The 15,994-nt window shown below is 71.9% G+C and carries 14 protein-coding genes, 1 tRNA gene and 1 pseudogene; 7 read left to right on the top strand and 9 right to left on the bottom strand.

Annotated features, from left to right (window positions below; translation table 11 throughout):
* Positions 1-133: 133 nt before the first annotated feature.
* The 3 genes and pseudogenes from AC1DQF_RS03550 to AC1DQF_RS03560 form a co-directional block, all read right to left on the bottom strand.
* Positions 134-658: pseudogene (locus AC1DQF_RS03550) on the bottom strand (sulfotransferase domain-containing protein); the annotation flags it as partial.
* Positions 645-1,955: a methyltransferase domain-containing protein gene (locus tag AC1DQF_RS03555; RefSeq protein WP_477523833.1), complete on the bottom strand. Its 1,311-nt coding sequence runs from the start codon at positions 1,953-1,955 to the stop codon at positions 645-647. The pseudogene AC1DQF_RS03550 and the gene AC1DQF_RS03555, both read right to left, overlap by 14 nt.
* Positions 1,955-2,419 (bottom strand): UDP-N-acetylglucosamine--LPS N-acetylglucosamine transferase, encoded by a 465-nt coding sequence (locus tag AC1DQF_RS03560; RefSeq protein WP_477523834.1) that lies wholly within the window; start codon positions 2,417-2,419, stop codon positions 1,955-1,957. Before AC1DQF_RS03560 ends, AC1DQF_RS03555 begins: the two co-directional genes overlap by 1 nt.
* Before the next feature lie 156 nt (positions 2,420-2,575).
* On the opposite strand from AC1DQF_RS03560, the gene AC1DQF_RS03565 reads away from it, so the two are divergent.
* Positions 2,576-4,672, top strand: coding sequence for an aminotransferase class I/II-fold pyridoxal phosphate-dependent enzyme (locus AC1DQF_RS03565; protein WP_477523835.1), 2,097 nt, complete (start codon positions 2,576-2,578; stop codon positions 4,670-4,672).
* On the opposite strand, the gene AC1DQF_RS03570 is transcribed toward AC1DQF_RS03565, so the two are convergent.
* A complete protein-coding gene (locus tag AC1DQF_RS03570; protein WP_477523836.1) occupies positions 4,635-5,426 on the bottom strand; it encodes a class I SAM-dependent methyltransferase in 792 nt (263 codons plus the stop codon). The genes AC1DQF_RS03565 and AC1DQF_RS03570 overlap by 38 nt on opposite strands.
* Positions 5,423-6,538, bottom strand: coding sequence for a radical SAM protein (locus AC1DQF_RS03575; RefSeq protein ID WP_477523837.1), 1,116 nt, complete (start codon positions 6,536-6,538; stop codon positions 5,423-5,425). The genes AC1DQF_RS03570 and AC1DQF_RS03575 overlap by 4 nt, the downstream gene beginning before the upstream one ends.
* Before the next feature lie 207 nt (positions 6,539-6,745).
* Here AC1DQF_RS03575 and AC1DQF_RS03580 point away from each other — a divergent pair, with 207 nt between their 5' ends.
* Positions 6,746-8,152 (top strand): calcium-binding protein, encoded by a 1,407-nt coding sequence (locus tag AC1DQF_RS03580; RefSeq protein ID WP_477523838.1) that lies wholly within the window; start codon positions 6,746-6,748, stop codon positions 8,150-8,152.
* 39 nt (positions 8,153-8,191) lie between these two features.
* Here the strand turns inward: AC1DQF_RS03580 and AC1DQF_RS03585 are convergent.
* Positions 8,192-8,268, bottom strand: a tRNA-Arg gene (locus tag AC1DQF_RS03585).
* Between the two features lie 312 nt (positions 8,269-8,580).
* Positions 8,581-9,306, bottom strand: coding sequence for a hypothetical protein (locus tag AC1DQF_RS03590; RefSeq protein WP_477523839.1), 726 nt, complete (start codon positions 9,304-9,306; stop codon positions 8,581-8,583).
* Positions 9,307-9,682: 376 nt separating this feature from the next.
* Here AC1DQF_RS03590 and AC1DQF_RS03595 point away from each other — a divergent pair, with 376 nt between their 5' ends.
* Complete coding sequence (locus AC1DQF_RS03595; RefSeq protein ID WP_477523840.1) at positions 9,683-9,928, top strand: hypothetical protein; 246 nt, start codon at positions 9,683-9,685, stop codon at positions 9,926-9,928.
* A gap of 75 nt (positions 9,929-10,003) precedes the next feature.
* Here the strand turns inward: AC1DQF_RS03595 and AC1DQF_RS03600 are convergent, their stop codons facing one another.
* A complete protein-coding gene (locus AC1DQF_RS03600; RefSeq protein WP_477523841.1) occupies positions 10,004-10,933 on the bottom strand; it encodes an NmrA family NAD(P)-binding protein in 930 nt (309 codons plus the stop codon).
* A 50-nt stretch (positions 10,934-10,983) separates the two neighbouring features.
* The gene (locus AC1DQF_RS03605; RefSeq protein ID WP_477523842.1) at positions 10,984-12,672 is read right to left on the bottom strand and encodes a SulP family inorganic anion transporter; all 1,689 of its coding nucleotides are present in this window, start codon (positions 12,670-12,672) and stop codon (positions 10,984-10,986) included.
* Between the two features lie 138 nt (positions 12,673-12,810).
* Here AC1DQF_RS03605 and AC1DQF_RS03610 point away from each other — a divergent pair, with 138 nt between their 5' ends.
* The 4 genes from AC1DQF_RS03610 to AC1DQF_RS03625 all read left to right on the top strand — a co-directional run bounded on the left by AC1DQF_RS03610 (position 12,811) and on the right by AC1DQF_RS03625 (position 15,992).
* Complete coding sequence (locus AC1DQF_RS03610) at positions 12,811-13,293, top strand: MaoC family dehydratase (protein ID WP_477523843.1); 483 nt, start codon at positions 12,811-12,813, stop codon at positions 13,291-13,293.
* 252 nt (positions 13,294-13,545) lie between these two features.
* Entirely contained in the window at positions 13,546-14,142 is a 597-nt protein-coding gene (locus tag AC1DQF_RS03615; protein ID WP_477523844.1) for a LysM peptidoglycan-binding domain-containing protein, read from the top strand.
* Between the two features lie 139 nt (positions 14,143-14,281).
* The gene (locus AC1DQF_RS03620; protein ID WP_477523845.1) at positions 14,282-15,658 is read left to right on the top strand and encodes an HNH endonuclease signature motif containing protein; all 1,377 of its coding nucleotides are present in this window, start codon (positions 14,282-14,284) and stop codon (positions 15,656-15,658) included.
* A 61-nt stretch (positions 15,659-15,719) separates the two neighbouring features.
* Complete coding sequence (locus AC1DQF_RS03625; protein WP_477523846.1) at positions 15,720-15,992, top strand: hypothetical protein; 273 nt, start codon at positions 15,720-15,722, stop codon at positions 15,990-15,992.
* Positions 15,993-15,994: the final 2 nt, after the last annotated feature.

The raw sequence follows: 15,994 nt of genomic DNA on the forward strand, positions 1-15,994 counted from the left end.
CCCCGCCGTCCCGCTCGCGCAGCACGTGAGCCCCCCAGCTGACCATGCGGGACACCGCCACCGACCTCGCCCGACCGGCCGGGAGCACCGGCTCCCGCTGCGCCGCGTCCAGGACCAGGCGCTCGACGCCGAGCCACGAGGTCACGGCGTCGATGAAGGCCTGGGGGTCGGCCCGGAGGTCGTCGAAGACGGCGACGTGCAGTGCGTCCCTGCCGAAGCGGCTCCGGAACCGCTCGAGCTGGGTGCCGTAACGGCCGTGCTCCAGCAGCTCGGGGTAGCGCTCCAGGGCCTCCAGGAAGGTGCCGGTCCGCCACCCCGACCTCAGCATGTGCAGGTAGGAGGAGAAGGCGCGCTCGGCGGGGTCGCGCAGCGTGACCATCAGTCGCACCGGCTCTCCGGCCAGGAACGTGGCCATCCGCTCGGCCGCCTCGGGGTGGGCCAGGTAGTCCTGGCAGATCTCCCCGCGCACGAGGTGGCGCGGTCCGGCGCCGTCGAACTGGCTGACGTACCAGTCGCGGCCACGCTCGGGGTGGCGGTCGAAGAAGTACAGGCCCTTGGCCGGCGGCAGGAAGACCTGTGGATGCGTCCGGAGGACCTCGTGCAGCCACGACGAGCCGGCCTTGTCCGGCCCGATGTAGACGAAGTCAGGCGTCCCCATCCGCCACCTCCGGTCGAGCCGGCTCGCCGGTGCGGTACGCCGTGAGGAAGAGGTTCGCGCTCCGGAACAGCCGCCCGTCGGCCCGCAGCGGGGCGTCGTACAGCCGGCGGGCGCGGGCGGGGCCCAGGAGGGCCGGGACCTGCCAGAACCTCCAGAACAGGTTGGCGCCGTCCTTGAGTCGAGGCGTCAGCCCGGCCTCCTCGAGCAGCGACACGAGCGCGCTCGTCCCGTAGTTCGTGTGCCACCCCCGCTCCCACGCCATGTCGCCACGCAGCCCGTCGGAGTCGTCGGCGAACCGGGCCTCGTACGTCGACCGACCGAAGCGCGACGAGTAGACGGCCCGGTGCACCCGGGGGAACCGGAACTTCGCGTTGTCGGGGTCGAGCACGGAGAAGACGTGCCGTGCCGGCACCGTGAGCACGAGCAGGCCGCCGGGGCGCAGGACACGACTCACCTCCGCCAGGGTCGCCCGCTCGTCCGCGGTGTGCTCGAGCACGTCGAGCATGCTGATCGAGTCGAAGGCACCGTCGGCGAACGGCAGACGGCCCGCCACCCGGACCAGCGGCACGCCGGGGTGCCGGGCCCGGGCGGCCTTCAGGTAGCCGGCGTGCGGATCCGCCCCCACCAGCTTGAGCGACGTGTGCTCGTGGAGGGCGGCCAGGAGCTCCGCGTCCCCGATCCCGAGGTCGAGGTGCCGTCCGGTGCGTCCCTGCAGCCGGTCGAAGGCCCAGCCGTACCGGGCGGTGGGGTGCTGCCGGAAGGGCCGGGAGCCCGAGCCGCGGCGGCGGGCGTCGTCCTCGTCGGCCAGGGCATCGAGCAGGTCGCCCACCGCGGCGGCGTCGACCGGGGGCAGGCCGGAGCCCGTGCGCAGCAGGGTCCGTTCGTGCTCCGGGTGCCGGGACACCGCGTCCGCCAGGCCCCGCAGGTCGCCGTCGAGGGCGACGACGCGGCCCCGGGCCACCTCGCTGACCAGGTAGGCCACCTGGTGGTCGTTGCGCATCTCGTCGCGAGCGGCCTCGCGCGCGACGGCGATCGGGATCCGGCCGGACCGCTGCACCAGGCGCACGGTGTTGCCGCCGTGGGTGATGACCACGTCGGCCCGGGCGATGCGCCGCTGGGTCTCCTCGAAGCCGAGGAAGGCGGCATGGGGGCACGGCGGGACGAACGTGGAGACGCCGGTCTGCACGAAGACGTCGTGCTGTTCGCAGACCTCCGCCAGGGCGGTGAGCAGCCGGTCGAAGGGCCACGGGCCCATGCCGACGGTGACGAACACGTCGAGCCGGCGAGGTCGGTCCATCAGTAGAGCTCGCCCACGTGGAGGGCACGCGGATAGTCGGCGAGCATGGTGCTGTGCTGTACGACGACCAGCTCCGCCGCCCTGCCGCAGATGCGGGCGGCCACCCCGGCACCGGAGATCACGTTGAGCGTCTCCACCCACCAGGCCGGCACGCCGGCGAGGCGGGCGGCGAGGAAGTAGGGCACGGCGACCCCGGTGCCCGCGGACACCACGAGGTCGATGCGGTCCCGCCGGAGGTGGGCGCGGGCCGCGAGCGTCGTGCGCGCAAGCGCCAGCGGCTGACGGGGGGTGAGCTCCTCGGCCCACGTCACCTGCTCCGCGGCCAGGACCTCGCGCGTGTCCGGGCCGGCCACGGCCACCCAGCTCACCTGGTGGCGCGACCACCACGGTCGCAACGCCATCAGGTCCAGCAGCACGCCACCCGTGCTGCTGATCATCAGGATCCGCCGTTCGGGGCCGTCCATCGCCGCAACGTAGGCGGCGCTCGACGCAGAAGGACCGGCCCCGTCCCGCGGGTACCCGGAATTGGGGGACGGCGGGCACGCCCGCCGTGACGCGGTCCCCGCCGACCTAGCGTGGGGAGATGCCGCAGCCGGACCTGGGTGTCCCGAGGAGCCACGATGGGTGATCTCGCCACGTCGCTGACCGTGGTGGGCGGGGCCGGATTCCTGGGGTCGGCGGTCGTCGACCGCTGCTGGGCGAAGGGCCGGGACGTGGTCTCGGTGGACCGGTACGGATCCTGCGCCGCCGCGCGTCGCGGGGTCACGATCGTGCCGGCGGACCTCTTGACCGACGACCTGACCGCGTCCCTCGCCCCGCTCCCTGCAGGCCCGGTCGCGCTGCTGGCCGGCAACAGCGACCCGCGCTCGGTCCGCAGCTGGCAGCTGGTCCTCGACAACGTGGTGACGACCGCGCGGCTCCTCCCGATGCTCTCGGAGCGCCGCGTCACGCTCGTGTCGTCGGTCGAGGTCTACGGCAACGCCCCGGGCCCCCAGCACGAGGGCACCGTCCCCGAGCTGCCCCTGGACGACGACGCGCTGCGCGCCTGGAACGCCGAGGTGCTGGCGATGGCGGAGCGGCCCTGCCCGCCCTGGCGACTCGAACGGCTCTGCCGCAGCCTGGCCGACCGCGATCCGGGGGGACGCTGGGTCTACGCGCTCGCCAAGCGGGCCCAGGAGCTGATGGTCGCCGACGTCGTGCCCGCCGACCGGCTCACGGTCCTCCGGGTGACCAACCTCTTCGGCACGGGGCAGGACCGGGTGGTGGCCAGGCTGACGCGCCGGGCGCTCGCCGGCCTGCCGCTCACCGTGTCGGACGTCCGGCGCACGTTCCTGTCGCTGGGGGACCTGGCGGACGTCCTGGCCGCCGACCTGCCGGCCGGGACCTACAACGCCGGGGCCGGGTGCCTCGGCCTCGTGGAGCTGGCCGCGCTGATCCTCGACGAGCTCGGCGTGCAGGCCCGGGTCCGGGTTGTCGCCCCGCCCACCGTGGACGCCGCCGGCCTGGTGGACACCGCGCGGTTCGAGGCGCTCACCGGTGTCGGCGCGGACGGACTGGCCCGGTCCGTGCGGTCGTTCGTCCAGCGGCTGCGCGACGAAGGGGCCCCGCCGACCGGTCGGCCGATCCCGGTGGTCGAGCCGCCGCGCCCCGAACGGCCCGAGCTGCTGGCCGAGCGCATCCAGGAGAGCCTGTGGACCGGCTCACTCAAGGACGGTCCTTGGTCCCGGTCGCTCACCCGGGAGCTCTGCGACCGGCTCGAGCTTCCCGACGGGCTGACGCTGCTGCCCACGTCCTCGGGCACGGCCGCGCTGCGACTGGCCACGGTGGCCGTCGCCGGGCCGCCCCGTCCCGGGGACGTCGCGGTCCTGCCGTCCTTCACCTTCGCCGCCACCGGTGAGTACCTCGTCCAGCTGGGCTACCGCTTGCGATTCTGCGACGTCCGCCCGGACACCTGGACCATGGACCCGACCCGGCTGGAGGAGCTGCTCGCCCCAGGGGACGTCCGGGTCGTGGTGGTGGTGGACGCCCTCGGCGCCCCGGCGGACTACGAGTCGGTGATGGCGGTGTGCCGCCGGCACGGGGTGCGGGTCGTCGCCGACTCGGCTCCGTCCCTCGGTGCCCGGACGCGGGGGAGGCCCGTGGGTTCCCAGGCCGACGCCCACGCGTTCTCGATGAGCTTCGCCAAGGTGGTCTCCGCCGCCGGCGGTGGCGGTGCGGTCGTGCTCGCCGAGGCCGACGCCGACCGGCTGCGGTCGACCGTGGACTGGACGCGGTCCACGACGTTGGGGGAGGTGCACGCGGCCGCGGGCCTCGACCTCGTCGAGCGGCTCGACGACCTCGTGGCGCGGCGTACGGCCGTGGCGCAGGTCTACGCCGAGCTCGAGCGGGCCGACCCGCGGGTGGTGCCGCAACGCACGGCCGACGGCGACGTCCACGCCTGGGTGCACTGGGTGGCCCGGTTCACCGGCGTCGAGCGGGACCGACTCGTCAAGAAGCTCGAGGCGCTGGGCATCGGCACCAAGCCGTATTACGCGCCGGCGCTGCACCGCCTGCCGTGGGGCCCGTCGGCCGAGAGCGCGGAGCTGCCGGTGACCGACGTCCTGCACGACCAGGCGCTGGCCCTGCCGATGTCGTCGGAGCTCAGCGTCGGCGAGGCCGAACGCGTCTTCTGGTCGGTGCTCAGTGCCCTCGACGAGGTGGGCGACGACCCACGATGAGCAGCTGCTTGCCGAGGTCGGCCAGCGCCGGCTGCGCGGCGAGACCGCGCTCGACGGCGAGGGCTCCGTCGAAGTTGTCCTTGAGGCGGTGGGTCAGCCCCTCGCGCCCGAAGGCGCTGGCCCCCACCAGGAGGCCCGACACGCGCGCGACCTCCAGGCCCGCGTCGTCGTACGCCCGGCGCAGCTCCGCGGCGTCCAGCAGGTGCAGGTCGGCCTCGACGTCCTCGATGCGCCACACGCCCCGCCGCGTGGCGAGCCGGGTCGCCGCCTCGTCCTCCCGGCCCGCGGCCACCAGCTCGACGGCCAGCGCCACCAACCCGTCAACCAGCACGGCGAGGACCCCACCGGGGCGCAGCCACCCGGCCAGCCGGGCGATCTGTGCGACCGGGTCCTCGGTGTACTGCAGCGAGCCCATCGCCAGGATCGCATCCACGGAGGCCGGGGGAAGGGCGACGTCCTCGACCCTGCTGCGGACGAGGGTCATCGGGGCTGCAGCGTCGGACTGCGATCGCGCGGCCTCCTGCGCCATGCCCGGCGCCGGCTCGATCCCGGTGACCGAGTAGCCGGCGTCCAGGAGACGCCGGGCCCACCGGCCCACGCCGCACCCGACGTCCACGACCACGGCCGGCGCCGGGGGCAACGCCTCCGCGCACACCTCCCAGGCCAGCTGGTCGTAGGCCCGACGGTGCGCGACGTCGAAGTGCTCGACGTACGCCGGTGCCAGGCGGTCGTAGAGGGGGGCGCTGGACCTCATGCCGCGCTCGCGGGGACCAGCTGGCGCCGGCCCATGCGCCACAGCGCGTCCTCGACGTAGGTGCGGGGGCGCCACGCGAGGTTGAGCGCGTAGTTGCTGCCGCAGCCCGAGCACTCCTTGCGGAAGAGGCGCGCGTGCTCCTCGCGGTAGGCCTCGCTGTCGAGGATCTCGGCCACCGGGGTGTCCCGGACGTCGGCCTTGGCATCGTGGCCCCAGCAGCCGCCCATCTCACCGGTGGAGTGGACCATGACCTTGAGCAGCGACTCGGCACACGGGAGGTCCGCCTGCAGGAGGTCCTCGAAGTGGCGTCTCACGTAGGCCAGCTCGGAGTAGCGCGGCACGAAGCGCCGGTCGACCCGCAGCCGGTCCTCGACCTGCGCCATGGCGGCCGAGATCCGGTCGCCGTCGACCCGCGTCTCGATGGAGACCTGGCCGTCGCGGAAGAGGAAGGTCCGGTCCGTCGCGAGGTTGAGGTAGAGCTGCACGTGCAGGTCCTGGGCGAGCTCCATCATGGCCGGGAGATCGTCGACGTTGGACCGCATCACCGTGAAGTTCATCCGGACCCGGAGCCGCAGGTCGTCGCGCTGCTCGACCAGGCGCTCGAGGTGGCCCACGGTCTTCGCGAACGACCCGGCGACCCCGCGCACCCGTTCGTGCACCTCGGCGCGCGGGCCGTCGACCGAGATGTTGAAGCTGCGCACGCCCGCCTCGAGCACCGCCTCGCGTCGCCGCTCGTCGAGGAGCACCGCGTTGGTGTTGACGTGCAGGTTGCGGATGCCTCGCCCGTAGGCGTGGGCCATCAGGCGTGGCGCATCGCTGCGCAGCAGCGGCTCGCCGCCGGTGAAGTTGGCCTTGAGGATCCCGTAGTCCGCGAGCTGGTCGATGACACCTCGCCACTCCTCCTCGGTCAGCTCGCCGCGGGTCACCTTGCGCCAGCAGGCGCAGCTCACGCACTTGAGGTTGCAGTTGTCGGTGAGGAAGAGCTCGGCCACGAGCGGTCGCACGCGCAGACCCGGCGCGACGTGCTCCTTGATCGCCAGCCGCGCGAAGAAGCGGGCGAGCCGGGCCCTGTCGCGGAGGCCGGCCACGGGGGACCGACGTGGTGCCGTCATGGCGAGCGCCCCCTCGTTGCCCGGGGTGTCCCGACGCCGTCGGCGTCCGTCCGGTGGCCCCCGTCGCATGCTCTGGCAGCGTCACACGCGCACGCGGGACGCTCCCGAACCCACGGGCGAAGTCCCCCAAAGTGGGGCTGAGGTCGTCGAGATGTCGGGCCGCGACAACTTCTTGCCCGCCGGCCGCATCAGACGAGCACACCGCCCATGATCGAAGGACACCCGATGCACCGGATCGCCCTCACCTCGCTGGCCCTTCTGGCTCCCGTTCTCGTCGCGCTGCCGGCCTCCGCGGCGGGCGAGACCTGCGACGGTCGCGCAGCGACGATCGTCGTCCCGCTCGAGATGGCCTACCCGACGAGCACGCACCACACCAAGCCGGTCACCGGCACTCCCGGCGACGACGTGATCGTCGGGACCGCGCTCGCGGACACCATCGACGGCGCAGGTGGCGACGACGTGATCTGCGGCCTTGAGTCCGAGGACACCCTGACGGGCGGGGACGGCGACGACCGCCTCTTCGGCGGCCTCGACGGGCGTGAACGCGACGCGGACCCCGCGTCGAACTCGTCGCTCGGTGACCTCCTTGTCCCCGGACCGGGCGACGACTTCGTCGACCTCGGCCTCGACCCGGCCGCCGACGCCTTTACCTACCGTCCCGATCAGGTCAGGTACGACGAGTCGGCGACCGCGGTGGACGTCGACCTCACCCCGGTCGACGGTGTGGGCGGCGCCGTCGGCCAGGGCACGGACACGATCGTGGTCGTCGGACCGATGACCGTCGTGGGCAGTCCGTACGACGACCACGTCGTCGGGTCGCCGTACGGGGACGTGATCATGTCCGACCGCGGCAGCGACGTCATCAGCGGAGAGGGTGGCGACGACCGGGTCTTCCCCGACATCGCAGGCTTCGACGTGATGGAGACGGTCGACCCGGAGGACGCGGACCACGTCAGTCCCGACACCGTCGACGGAGGTCCGGGAGACGACTTCATCGCCTCCAGCTGGGGCCCGAGCGACGTCRTGGGCGGTGACGGGGACGACTACGTGGCTGTGTCCACCGGCGAGGTGTGGGGCTCCTACGGCAGCGCCGACGGCAGTCACATCGATGGCGGTGCCGGCGACGACACCATCTTCGCCGCGCTGGTCCGAGCGCTGCGTGTCAGTGGAGGAGGCGGCGACGACGAGATCACCCACGACGTGTTCCCGCGGGGCGGCCGGACGATCACCGACGGTGGTCGCGGGGACGACGTCCTGGCACTCGGCAGCGGGACCACGCTGGCCCCGAGGGCCAGCATCACCGTCGATCGCCGACGGGCCCGCATCCGCGTCGAGCGCACGGTGGCCTCGATGCGGGGCTACGAGCACCACCGCCTGTCCGGACCCGGACTGAACTGGGTCTATCTCGGCACGAACGCCGAGGACGACGTCATTGCCCCTCGCAACCGGAGCCTGCGTGCCAGGACGTTCGCCGGCCGGGACCGGGTCGAGGGCACCAAGGGTCGGGACGTCCTCGACCTGGGACGCGGTGTGGACCGGGCCGACGGGGCTCGGGGCAGGGACACCTGCATCGATGTCGAGCGGGCCAAGAACTGCGAGGTCCGGCGACGGTGACGTGTGGCAGCCGAGCCTCCTCGGACCTGCGAAGAGGTGTGGCGCCCCCGGCAGGATTCGAACCTGCGACCGGCGGATTAGAAGGCCGCTGCTCTATCCAGCTGAGCTACGGGGGCCGGGGGTCGGAATGACAGTCGGGAGAACCATCGGACGACCCGCTTGTGGTTCGCGCTGCTTCCGCTCCGTCGGTCAGTATGCCCGAACGGCTTCTTGTGGAGAGACGCACCACCCCGCGCGGCTCGTCGTACGTTGCTCACTGGGTACCCCACTGGTCAGCTTGGTGGCGCCACCTTCAGCGCTGCCGCCCTCAGGCACCCACGCTGCCGGAACTCCGCTCCCTTCTGCGTCTTGAGACGGACGGATGCCAGATCCGGATGTCATGGCAGGCCCGTCGCCGGATTGCACGTGGCGCCGGCCCGAGCCCCGTGTCACGCCGAGGGCGCTGCCGGGCAGTGGACATGGCGCGARCTCGTCGGACCGCAACCTGGGTCAACGGCGGGCTCGGAATGCTCATCGTGCCCATGTTCGGCCGCACCCGTGTCGCTGAGGGACGAGATCAGGCCCCACAAGGCCACCGCGCTCAGCACACCCGCGAGCACCGTGGCCGCTGCCATTCCCGCTCGGTTCAAGCCGCCTGGAGCAGGCTCTCGCTGCGACCAGCGCCGGAGGGCCCACGGTGCGACGAGGGCCGCCGCAGCAAGCTCGAGCACGCAACACGCCAGGTCTGGCGCGCCCACCGCTTCGGTGGATCGAAACTCCGCTGGCCCGAAGGGCAGGCCGACCGTTCGTGACACCAGCCAGACCACCACGGTCCCCATCGAAGTGACGACAACCGCGATCGCCGTGAGTTGCGACCACGCACCGATGACGGCCAGGGCCAACAGGAACTCCGTGAGGGTGATGATGACGAAGAACCAGCCCGCGAGAGGCCACTCGTCCAGATGTTCGCGGACGACCGTGGCATGGACTGCAGCGGACCCCGTCAGCGCGGCGACAGCTCCCACACGCGCGACGAGGGCCGCTGAGAGGTCGCCGCGATACCAGCTGACCGGGAAGCTCTCGCTCATTCGGAGATTGTCACCCGAGCGCTCCACCGAGGCCCGCCCCGAAGAGGCGAATTCACCATGACGAGGGACGATGGCGAGCTGGTCCATTCGCCGAGCGCCTCGTTCATCTGGTCGAACCCGTCACGAGTGCGCTCAAGCATGGAGCCCGTGAACGGGACGGGAGCGCGATGACCGCGCCGACCCCGCCTGCGCACCGGTTGTCTGTACCGGCCGCGACGAATGAGCCAAGGACCACACCGGCTCCTGAGCCGCTTGCTAACTTGTCGACGTGTCGACCACCCAGTCCTCTCCGCCCCGCAGGCGCAACCGTCTTCCGCTCATCGTGGGCGGGCTCGTGGTCGTCCTCGCCGTGGCTGGTGCAGCTGGGTGGCTCCTTGCTCCCCGGGGGCTCCCGACCCACGCGGACAAGGCCTCGTTCTGTTCGTGGGTCGACCAGGCAATGACGACGGACAGTGACGCCACAATGCGCAACGCCATCCAGAACATCAAGGACGATGGCGTGCCGGCAGAGCTGGACGGCACGACCGCCCAGCCCGGCGTCGAAGTGTTCATCGACATGACGGACAGCGTCGGTGCGGCGGGAGCCGACTACTGGTCGGACCAGACCGTCGCCGAGAACCGCACCGGTCAGGACCGTGTCGACCTCGCTGCGTTCCTCTACTACGCCTACACCGAGTGCGGCGCCCCCAGCCTTCCCACGTCGTCCTAGACGCGGCCTGCTTCGTCCGACGGAGCCGGCACGGCGGCCACCATGCGGATCATGGCGGCCTCGCCCGCGTCCGGATCAGGCAGGGGCAGTCGTCCGACGGGCGGGGAACGCATTGCTGACCGCGAACCGGTCACGGACAGAGGTCCACGACAGGTCGGGGTACCGGTTGTTGTCGAGGGGGTCCAGCCGGACGCGACCGTCGAACATGTCGCGGGAGTACTGCATGCCCTGCCAGGCCGGGAACACGGCGTCATCACCGGGTGCCAGCCTCTTGGTCACGCCGATGAGGGCGCTCATGCTGGCCAGGGTGCCCGCACGTAGGGGCCGGTAGGCGCTGCCGGTCGTCTCGGTCAGGACGCTGGCCATCTCCCTGGCGCTGAGGGAGTCACCGGCGATGCGCAGGATTCGCGGCGTGGTGGGGTCCATGGCAGCGGCGGCGGTGTACGCCGCGACGTCGTCCTTCGCTGTGAAGTCGAGTCTCTGGTCGGAGTCGCCCCAGAACAGGACGCGTCGGATGCGCGACTGGATGAGCGGCATGTCGCCGTCCAGCAGCTCCATGAACGCTCCGTTGAGGATGGACGTGACCCCGATCGGGGCACGGTCGGCTCGACCCATGAACTCGCGCCGTAGGTCGAAGTTCCGGTTGCGACCTGCAGGAGTCCTTGTGTAGTCCGCAGAGAAGTCCGAGGGGATGAACCGTGGGACGCCAGCGCGTACGGCTGCGTCGATGAGGACGCTCTGCCGATCGAGGATGACGTCGCCCAACCCGTTGAGGGCAGAGATGACACACGCGGCACCGGCGCACGCGGCGGCGACGGACGTCACGTCCCGTGCATCCGCCGCTGCCACGTCGAGACCCTGTGCGGTGAGTCTGTCCCGTGCGACATCGCCGGCATCGTGACGGACCAGCGCACGGACCGATGCGCCGCGAGCGAGGAGAGCGTGGGCGATGCGACCACCGAGGTCTCCCGTGGCTCCGGCAACGACGATGGTGGTTTGGCTCATGGGCTCAGTCTCCCGGGTTCGACCAAGACCGGCCGCTTCCGTGGTGTGCGCTAGAGCTCGGCGGCGTCCGGAGCCTGAGCCTGTACCGCTCGGAAGACGTTGCCGTGGATGCGGTCGGGACCGAGGAGGTCGAGGACCCCGTCGCGTGCCAGGGTCGCCGCGACGGCCGGCTTGAGCCTGGCGAGGCGCAGCGTGATCGTGGCCCGGTCGGTGAGGTTGACGATCTCCCGCATCTTCGCCGACCCCTGTGAGTCGAGGAAGTTGATCCCCTCGCAGTCGAGCACGATCCCGGTCAGGCCCGGAGTGGAGTGGATGACTCCTCGGACCCGGTCCTCGAGTGCGTCCGCAGTCGCGAAGAACAGGCCGCCGTCCATCCGGATCACGACGACGCCGGGGAACTCCTCGTCGCCCGGGTGCTCGTCGAGCTCGCGAAAGACCTGCGTGCCTGCCTGGCGTCCGAGGGTGGGCATGCCGGGGCGGGTCGCCACCGAGACGAGCCACAGCAGGGAGAGGCCGATCCCGATGACGACTCCGGCGAGCACGCCGAAGACGAGGGTGCCCATGATCGCCGCCACGGCGACCCAGAAGTCGAACCGCTGCACCCGAGCGAGCCGGCGCATCTCGGCGACATCCATCATCCCCATCACGACCGCCTCGATGATCAACGCCGCCAGGACCGGCTTGGGCAGGTCGGAGAAGAGAGGCGCGAGCACGAGCAGGGTCAGCAGGACCATCAGCCCGGACGTGAGCGACGCCAAGCCAGACCGGGCGCCCGAGTGGTCATTGAGCGAGCTCGCCGACAGGCTGGTCGAGACAGGCATCCCCTGGAGAAGCCCGGCGCCGACGTTCGCCGCCGACTGGGCGAGGGACTCCTGGTTGACGTCGATCTGGTAGTCGTGCCTGGCTGCGAACGACCGGGCGTCTCCGGCCGTCTGCGAGAAGCCGATCAGCACCAGGGCCACTGCGGCGACGGCCACGGTGGCCGCGTGGTCCCACATCAGGGCAGCGTCGGGGAGGTCGACGGACGGCAGCCCCCTGGGTACGTCGCCCACCAGGGCCACGCCCCGTGCCCCCAGGTCGAAGACCCAGGACGCCGTGAGTCCACCGACCACCAGGACGAGCGCGCCGGGGACCCGCGGATACCTGGCGCGGAGTCCGAACACGACGAGGAGAGCCACGAGGCCCACGACCAGCGTCGGCCGCTGGGTGTCGGCGAGGGTGCCGAACCAGGACCTCAGCTCCTCGAAGGACGTCGAGCCGTCGGCGTCGGTGCCGGTGAGCTTGGGGAGCTCGCCGATCACGACGTCGATGGCGGCTCCGAAGAGGAAACCGGTGACGACCGCCCGGGACAGGAATTGGGCGATCCACCCCATGCGGAGCACGGCGAGCAGGAGGAAGAGGACACCCGACGCGATCGTGATCCCGGCCACGAACGAGGCGACCTCCTGCTCCTGCGTGATGCCGGCCGCCAGCACGGCGCTGGCGGCCACCGCGGCGAGTCCCGAGCTCGGTCCCATCGAGATCTGGCGGCTCGTGCCGAAGACGGCATACAGGATCGCGGCGGCCATGGCCGCGTACAGACCGTTCTGCAGCGGTATCCCCGCGATGCCGGCGTACCCCAGGTTCTTCGGGACGATCAGTGCGGCGACGGTGAGACCCGCAACGATGTCCCCGCGCAGCCACCGTCGGTCGTAGGAGGCGATCCAGCCGACGATGGGAAGGAAGCGAGAGGCTGCCACGGCGCTCATTCTGCCCACACGGGACCCGTGCTCGTCGGTGAACCGCCCAACCGACGTCTGGTGCGTCCGCGACGCCATCCGGTATACGTGGAGTTCCGTACGAGGGTGACCGGACGGCGCCCAGCTGGAGGAGCAGAGATGCCGGACGAGGTGGAACCGGTGCTGGTCGGGGGCGCGGACGCGGTCCATGGCCTGGCCGGTCAGTTCCTCGGGCCCTCACGGTGGATCGAGATCACCCAGGACAACGTGGATGCCTTCGCCCGCTCGGTCGAGGACTGGCACTGGGCCCACAACGATCCCGACCTGGCTGCCCGGGGTCCGTTCGGCGCTCCCATCGCCCACGCCCACATGACCCTCGGCCTCGTCCCGCACCTGCGCGAGTCCGTCCTGGCATTCGTCAGCGGGGAATGCATGTTCTACGGCTACAACCGGGTTCGGTTCCCTGCGGCGGTCCCCGTCGGCGCCCGGATTCGTCTGGTGGCAACGGTCGTCCAGGTCGACGACATCCCCGGGGGTGAGCAGCTCACCCTCGACCTCGTCCTCGAGATCGAGGGTCAGGAACGCCCGGCCTGTGTCGCGCAGGCCGTCTTCCGTCACTACGACCTGGACCCGCCCACCTAGGGCGTCCGGGGATTGCCCGGTGGACACCCGCAGCGTCCCGGCGGATCCTGAAACCTCCTCGCCCGAGCCTCCGCCGACGCCCGTGAGCACGTACCGCTGTCGGAGGCCATCGCCACGACGCGGGCCGTGCCGTAGCCGCCTCGTGCCCCCTCTGGGGGTGGGGAGAACTGTCATCGGCCACGGTGCGCCCCTAGGTTCGAGAGCGGTCCGTGTGACGGGTTCTCCCGTCCGGCCCCAACGAGAGGAATCCGCATGTCTTTGTGGGACAAGCTGAAGGACGCCATCACGACCGACGACGCCGAGGCGGCCGAGGAGGCGCGCCAGGAGGCCGAGCAGGCCCAGGCCGAGGCAGACAAGGCGAAGGTCGAGTCCCAGGCCCGCGCCGACGAGGCGCGACGCAAGGCCGACGAGGCCGCGGAGAAGGCGGGCCTGCCGTCCGCCACCGCCGAGGAGAAGGCGCAGGCCGACGAGGCTCGCCAGCAGGCCGAGGCCGAGGCGAAGGCCGCCCAGGAGGCGCAGGCGGAAGCTGACCGCAAGGCCGAGGAGAAGGCCCAGAAGGCCATCGAGAAGGCCAACGCCCGGCGGGAGAAGCGGCAGGAGGAGCGTCAGGAGGCACGCGAGGAGCGTCAGGACGCTCGTCAGGAGGCCCGCCAGGACGCCCGCGAGGAGCGCCAGGAGGTCCGTCACGAGGCGGCTGCCGAGGAGATCTACACCGTGAAGTCGGGCGACACCCTCTCCGAGATCGGTCAGCGCTACGGCGTCGACTGGCGCGAGATCGCGCGGATCAACAACGTCGAGGACCCCAACCTGATCTTCCCGGGCCAGAAGTTCCGGATCCCGAAGAAGTGACCTGATCCAGGTGTGACCGCATGTCGTGCGAGGGGCTGTGACCGGTGAGGTCACGGCCCCTCGTCGCTCCACCGAGAGCGTTGTCCCCAGAGTCGCGAACGACCTTGACGTCGAACAGGTGTTCGAGAGATCATGGGGCATGCCCTCGGCCACCGCCTCCGACGTCGCGCTGATCGCGCGGGTCCGTGAGGCGGATGCCGAGTCCCGCGCCGCGCAGACCAGGGTGTTCCTGCTCGCCRCCGAGTGGGCCGACGCGCACCGGGACCCCGATTCGCCGGCACCGGGCGGGGAGTGCCTCCACGGCTGTCTCGCCGCCGACCGGCACGACGTCGAGGTCGGCGACTTCGCCGGCGGGTGTGCACACGGCTGCGTGGGTGACCCGGACGGGTTCCACGACCCCTTCATCCCGGTGGTGCGTTGGGACGCCGCGSCCCCGTTCGGGGCCGCCATCGGGCGCACCAGCCAGGCGGGATCGCTGATGATCCGCGACGCGCTCCTCACCCGCGAGCGACTGCCGCGGGTGTGGCGGCGGGTCGAGGCCGGCGAGGTGGAGCCGCACAAGGCCCGGATGCTCGCCCAGTCGATCATCGGTCGCCCGCGGGACGTCTCCGACCACCTCGACCGACACCTGGGACCGGTCGCCCACAAGATCGGTCGGACGGCACTCGAGCGGGCGATCGACGAGGCCATGCTCCGGCTCTACCCGGAGCAGCGCGAGGCCGAGCAGCTCGAGGCCCTCGATCGGCGTTTCGCCACCCTCCACGTCGACTCGATCAACCACGTCGGGATCGCCGACATGTCGGTGCGCGGCGACTGGAAGGACCTGCACGACTTCGACCGGGTGCTGTCCAGGGTGGCCGTCGCCCTCGCGGCACAGGACGTGGCCGGTGGCCTGGTGCCCGAGAGCCTCGACGTACGCCGCTCGCGTGCGGTCGGCGTCCTGGCCGACCCCGCGGCGGCGCTGGCCCTCCTGTCCGGCAAGGATGCGCCGCCCCCGTCCAAGCGGGCGGAGCTGGTCCTCACCATCTCGGACGGCAACCTGGGCGGCGATCCGGTGGCCGGCAACTCGACGACGGGGCGCGCCGTGATCGAGCAGGCCGTTCGCGAGTGGTGCGGCCGCACGGACACGCACCTCCAGGTCCTGCCCGTGCTCGACCTCGCCGGCCACGACGCGACGGACGCCTACCGTCCCAAGGACGCCACCGTCCGGCGCGCGGACCTGGTGGCCCGGCGGTGCGTCTTCCCCCACTGCTCACGGCCGGCGACCTCGTGCGACCACGACCACGTCGTTCCCTACGACCACCACGACCCGGCCGGCGGTGGTCCGTCGTGCGACTGCAACATCGCGCCGCTGTGCCGACATCACCACCAGCTCAAGACCCACGCCGGCTGGGGCTACTCGGTCCTCGACACCGGTCTGTGGCTCTGGTCCGACCCGCACGGCCAGCAGTTCCTCTGCGACCGCGTCGGCACGACCGACGTCACTCCCGCGCGACCGTGTCGTCAGCGGGAGTGACCGGTCGGGTCCGGCCGAGCGGCGGCTCACACCGAGACCGCGCGCTGACGTGGCCGGCGGGATGAGCGCGGGACGCGGGGAGTCGTTGGCGGCCCGGGTGGCCGCGACGCAGGAGCGCCGCAACCCGACGGTCGAGCCCCCCGACCCGCCGCCGGACACGCGTCACTGCTGGTACGACGGACCCCACGGCCGGCAGGCAGCCCTGCTGCTGGAGTGGCGCCGGGTGGGCGGCGGCTGGAGTGGGCGCATCGCGGTGGCGGCCCCCGACCCGGGCGGCTGGGCGCTCGTCGAGATGTGGGTCGACCCCGGTCTGCTCGCGCCTGGACCACAATGACG

Source organism: Nocardioides sp. P4_G4 (genome assembly GCF_056401085.1).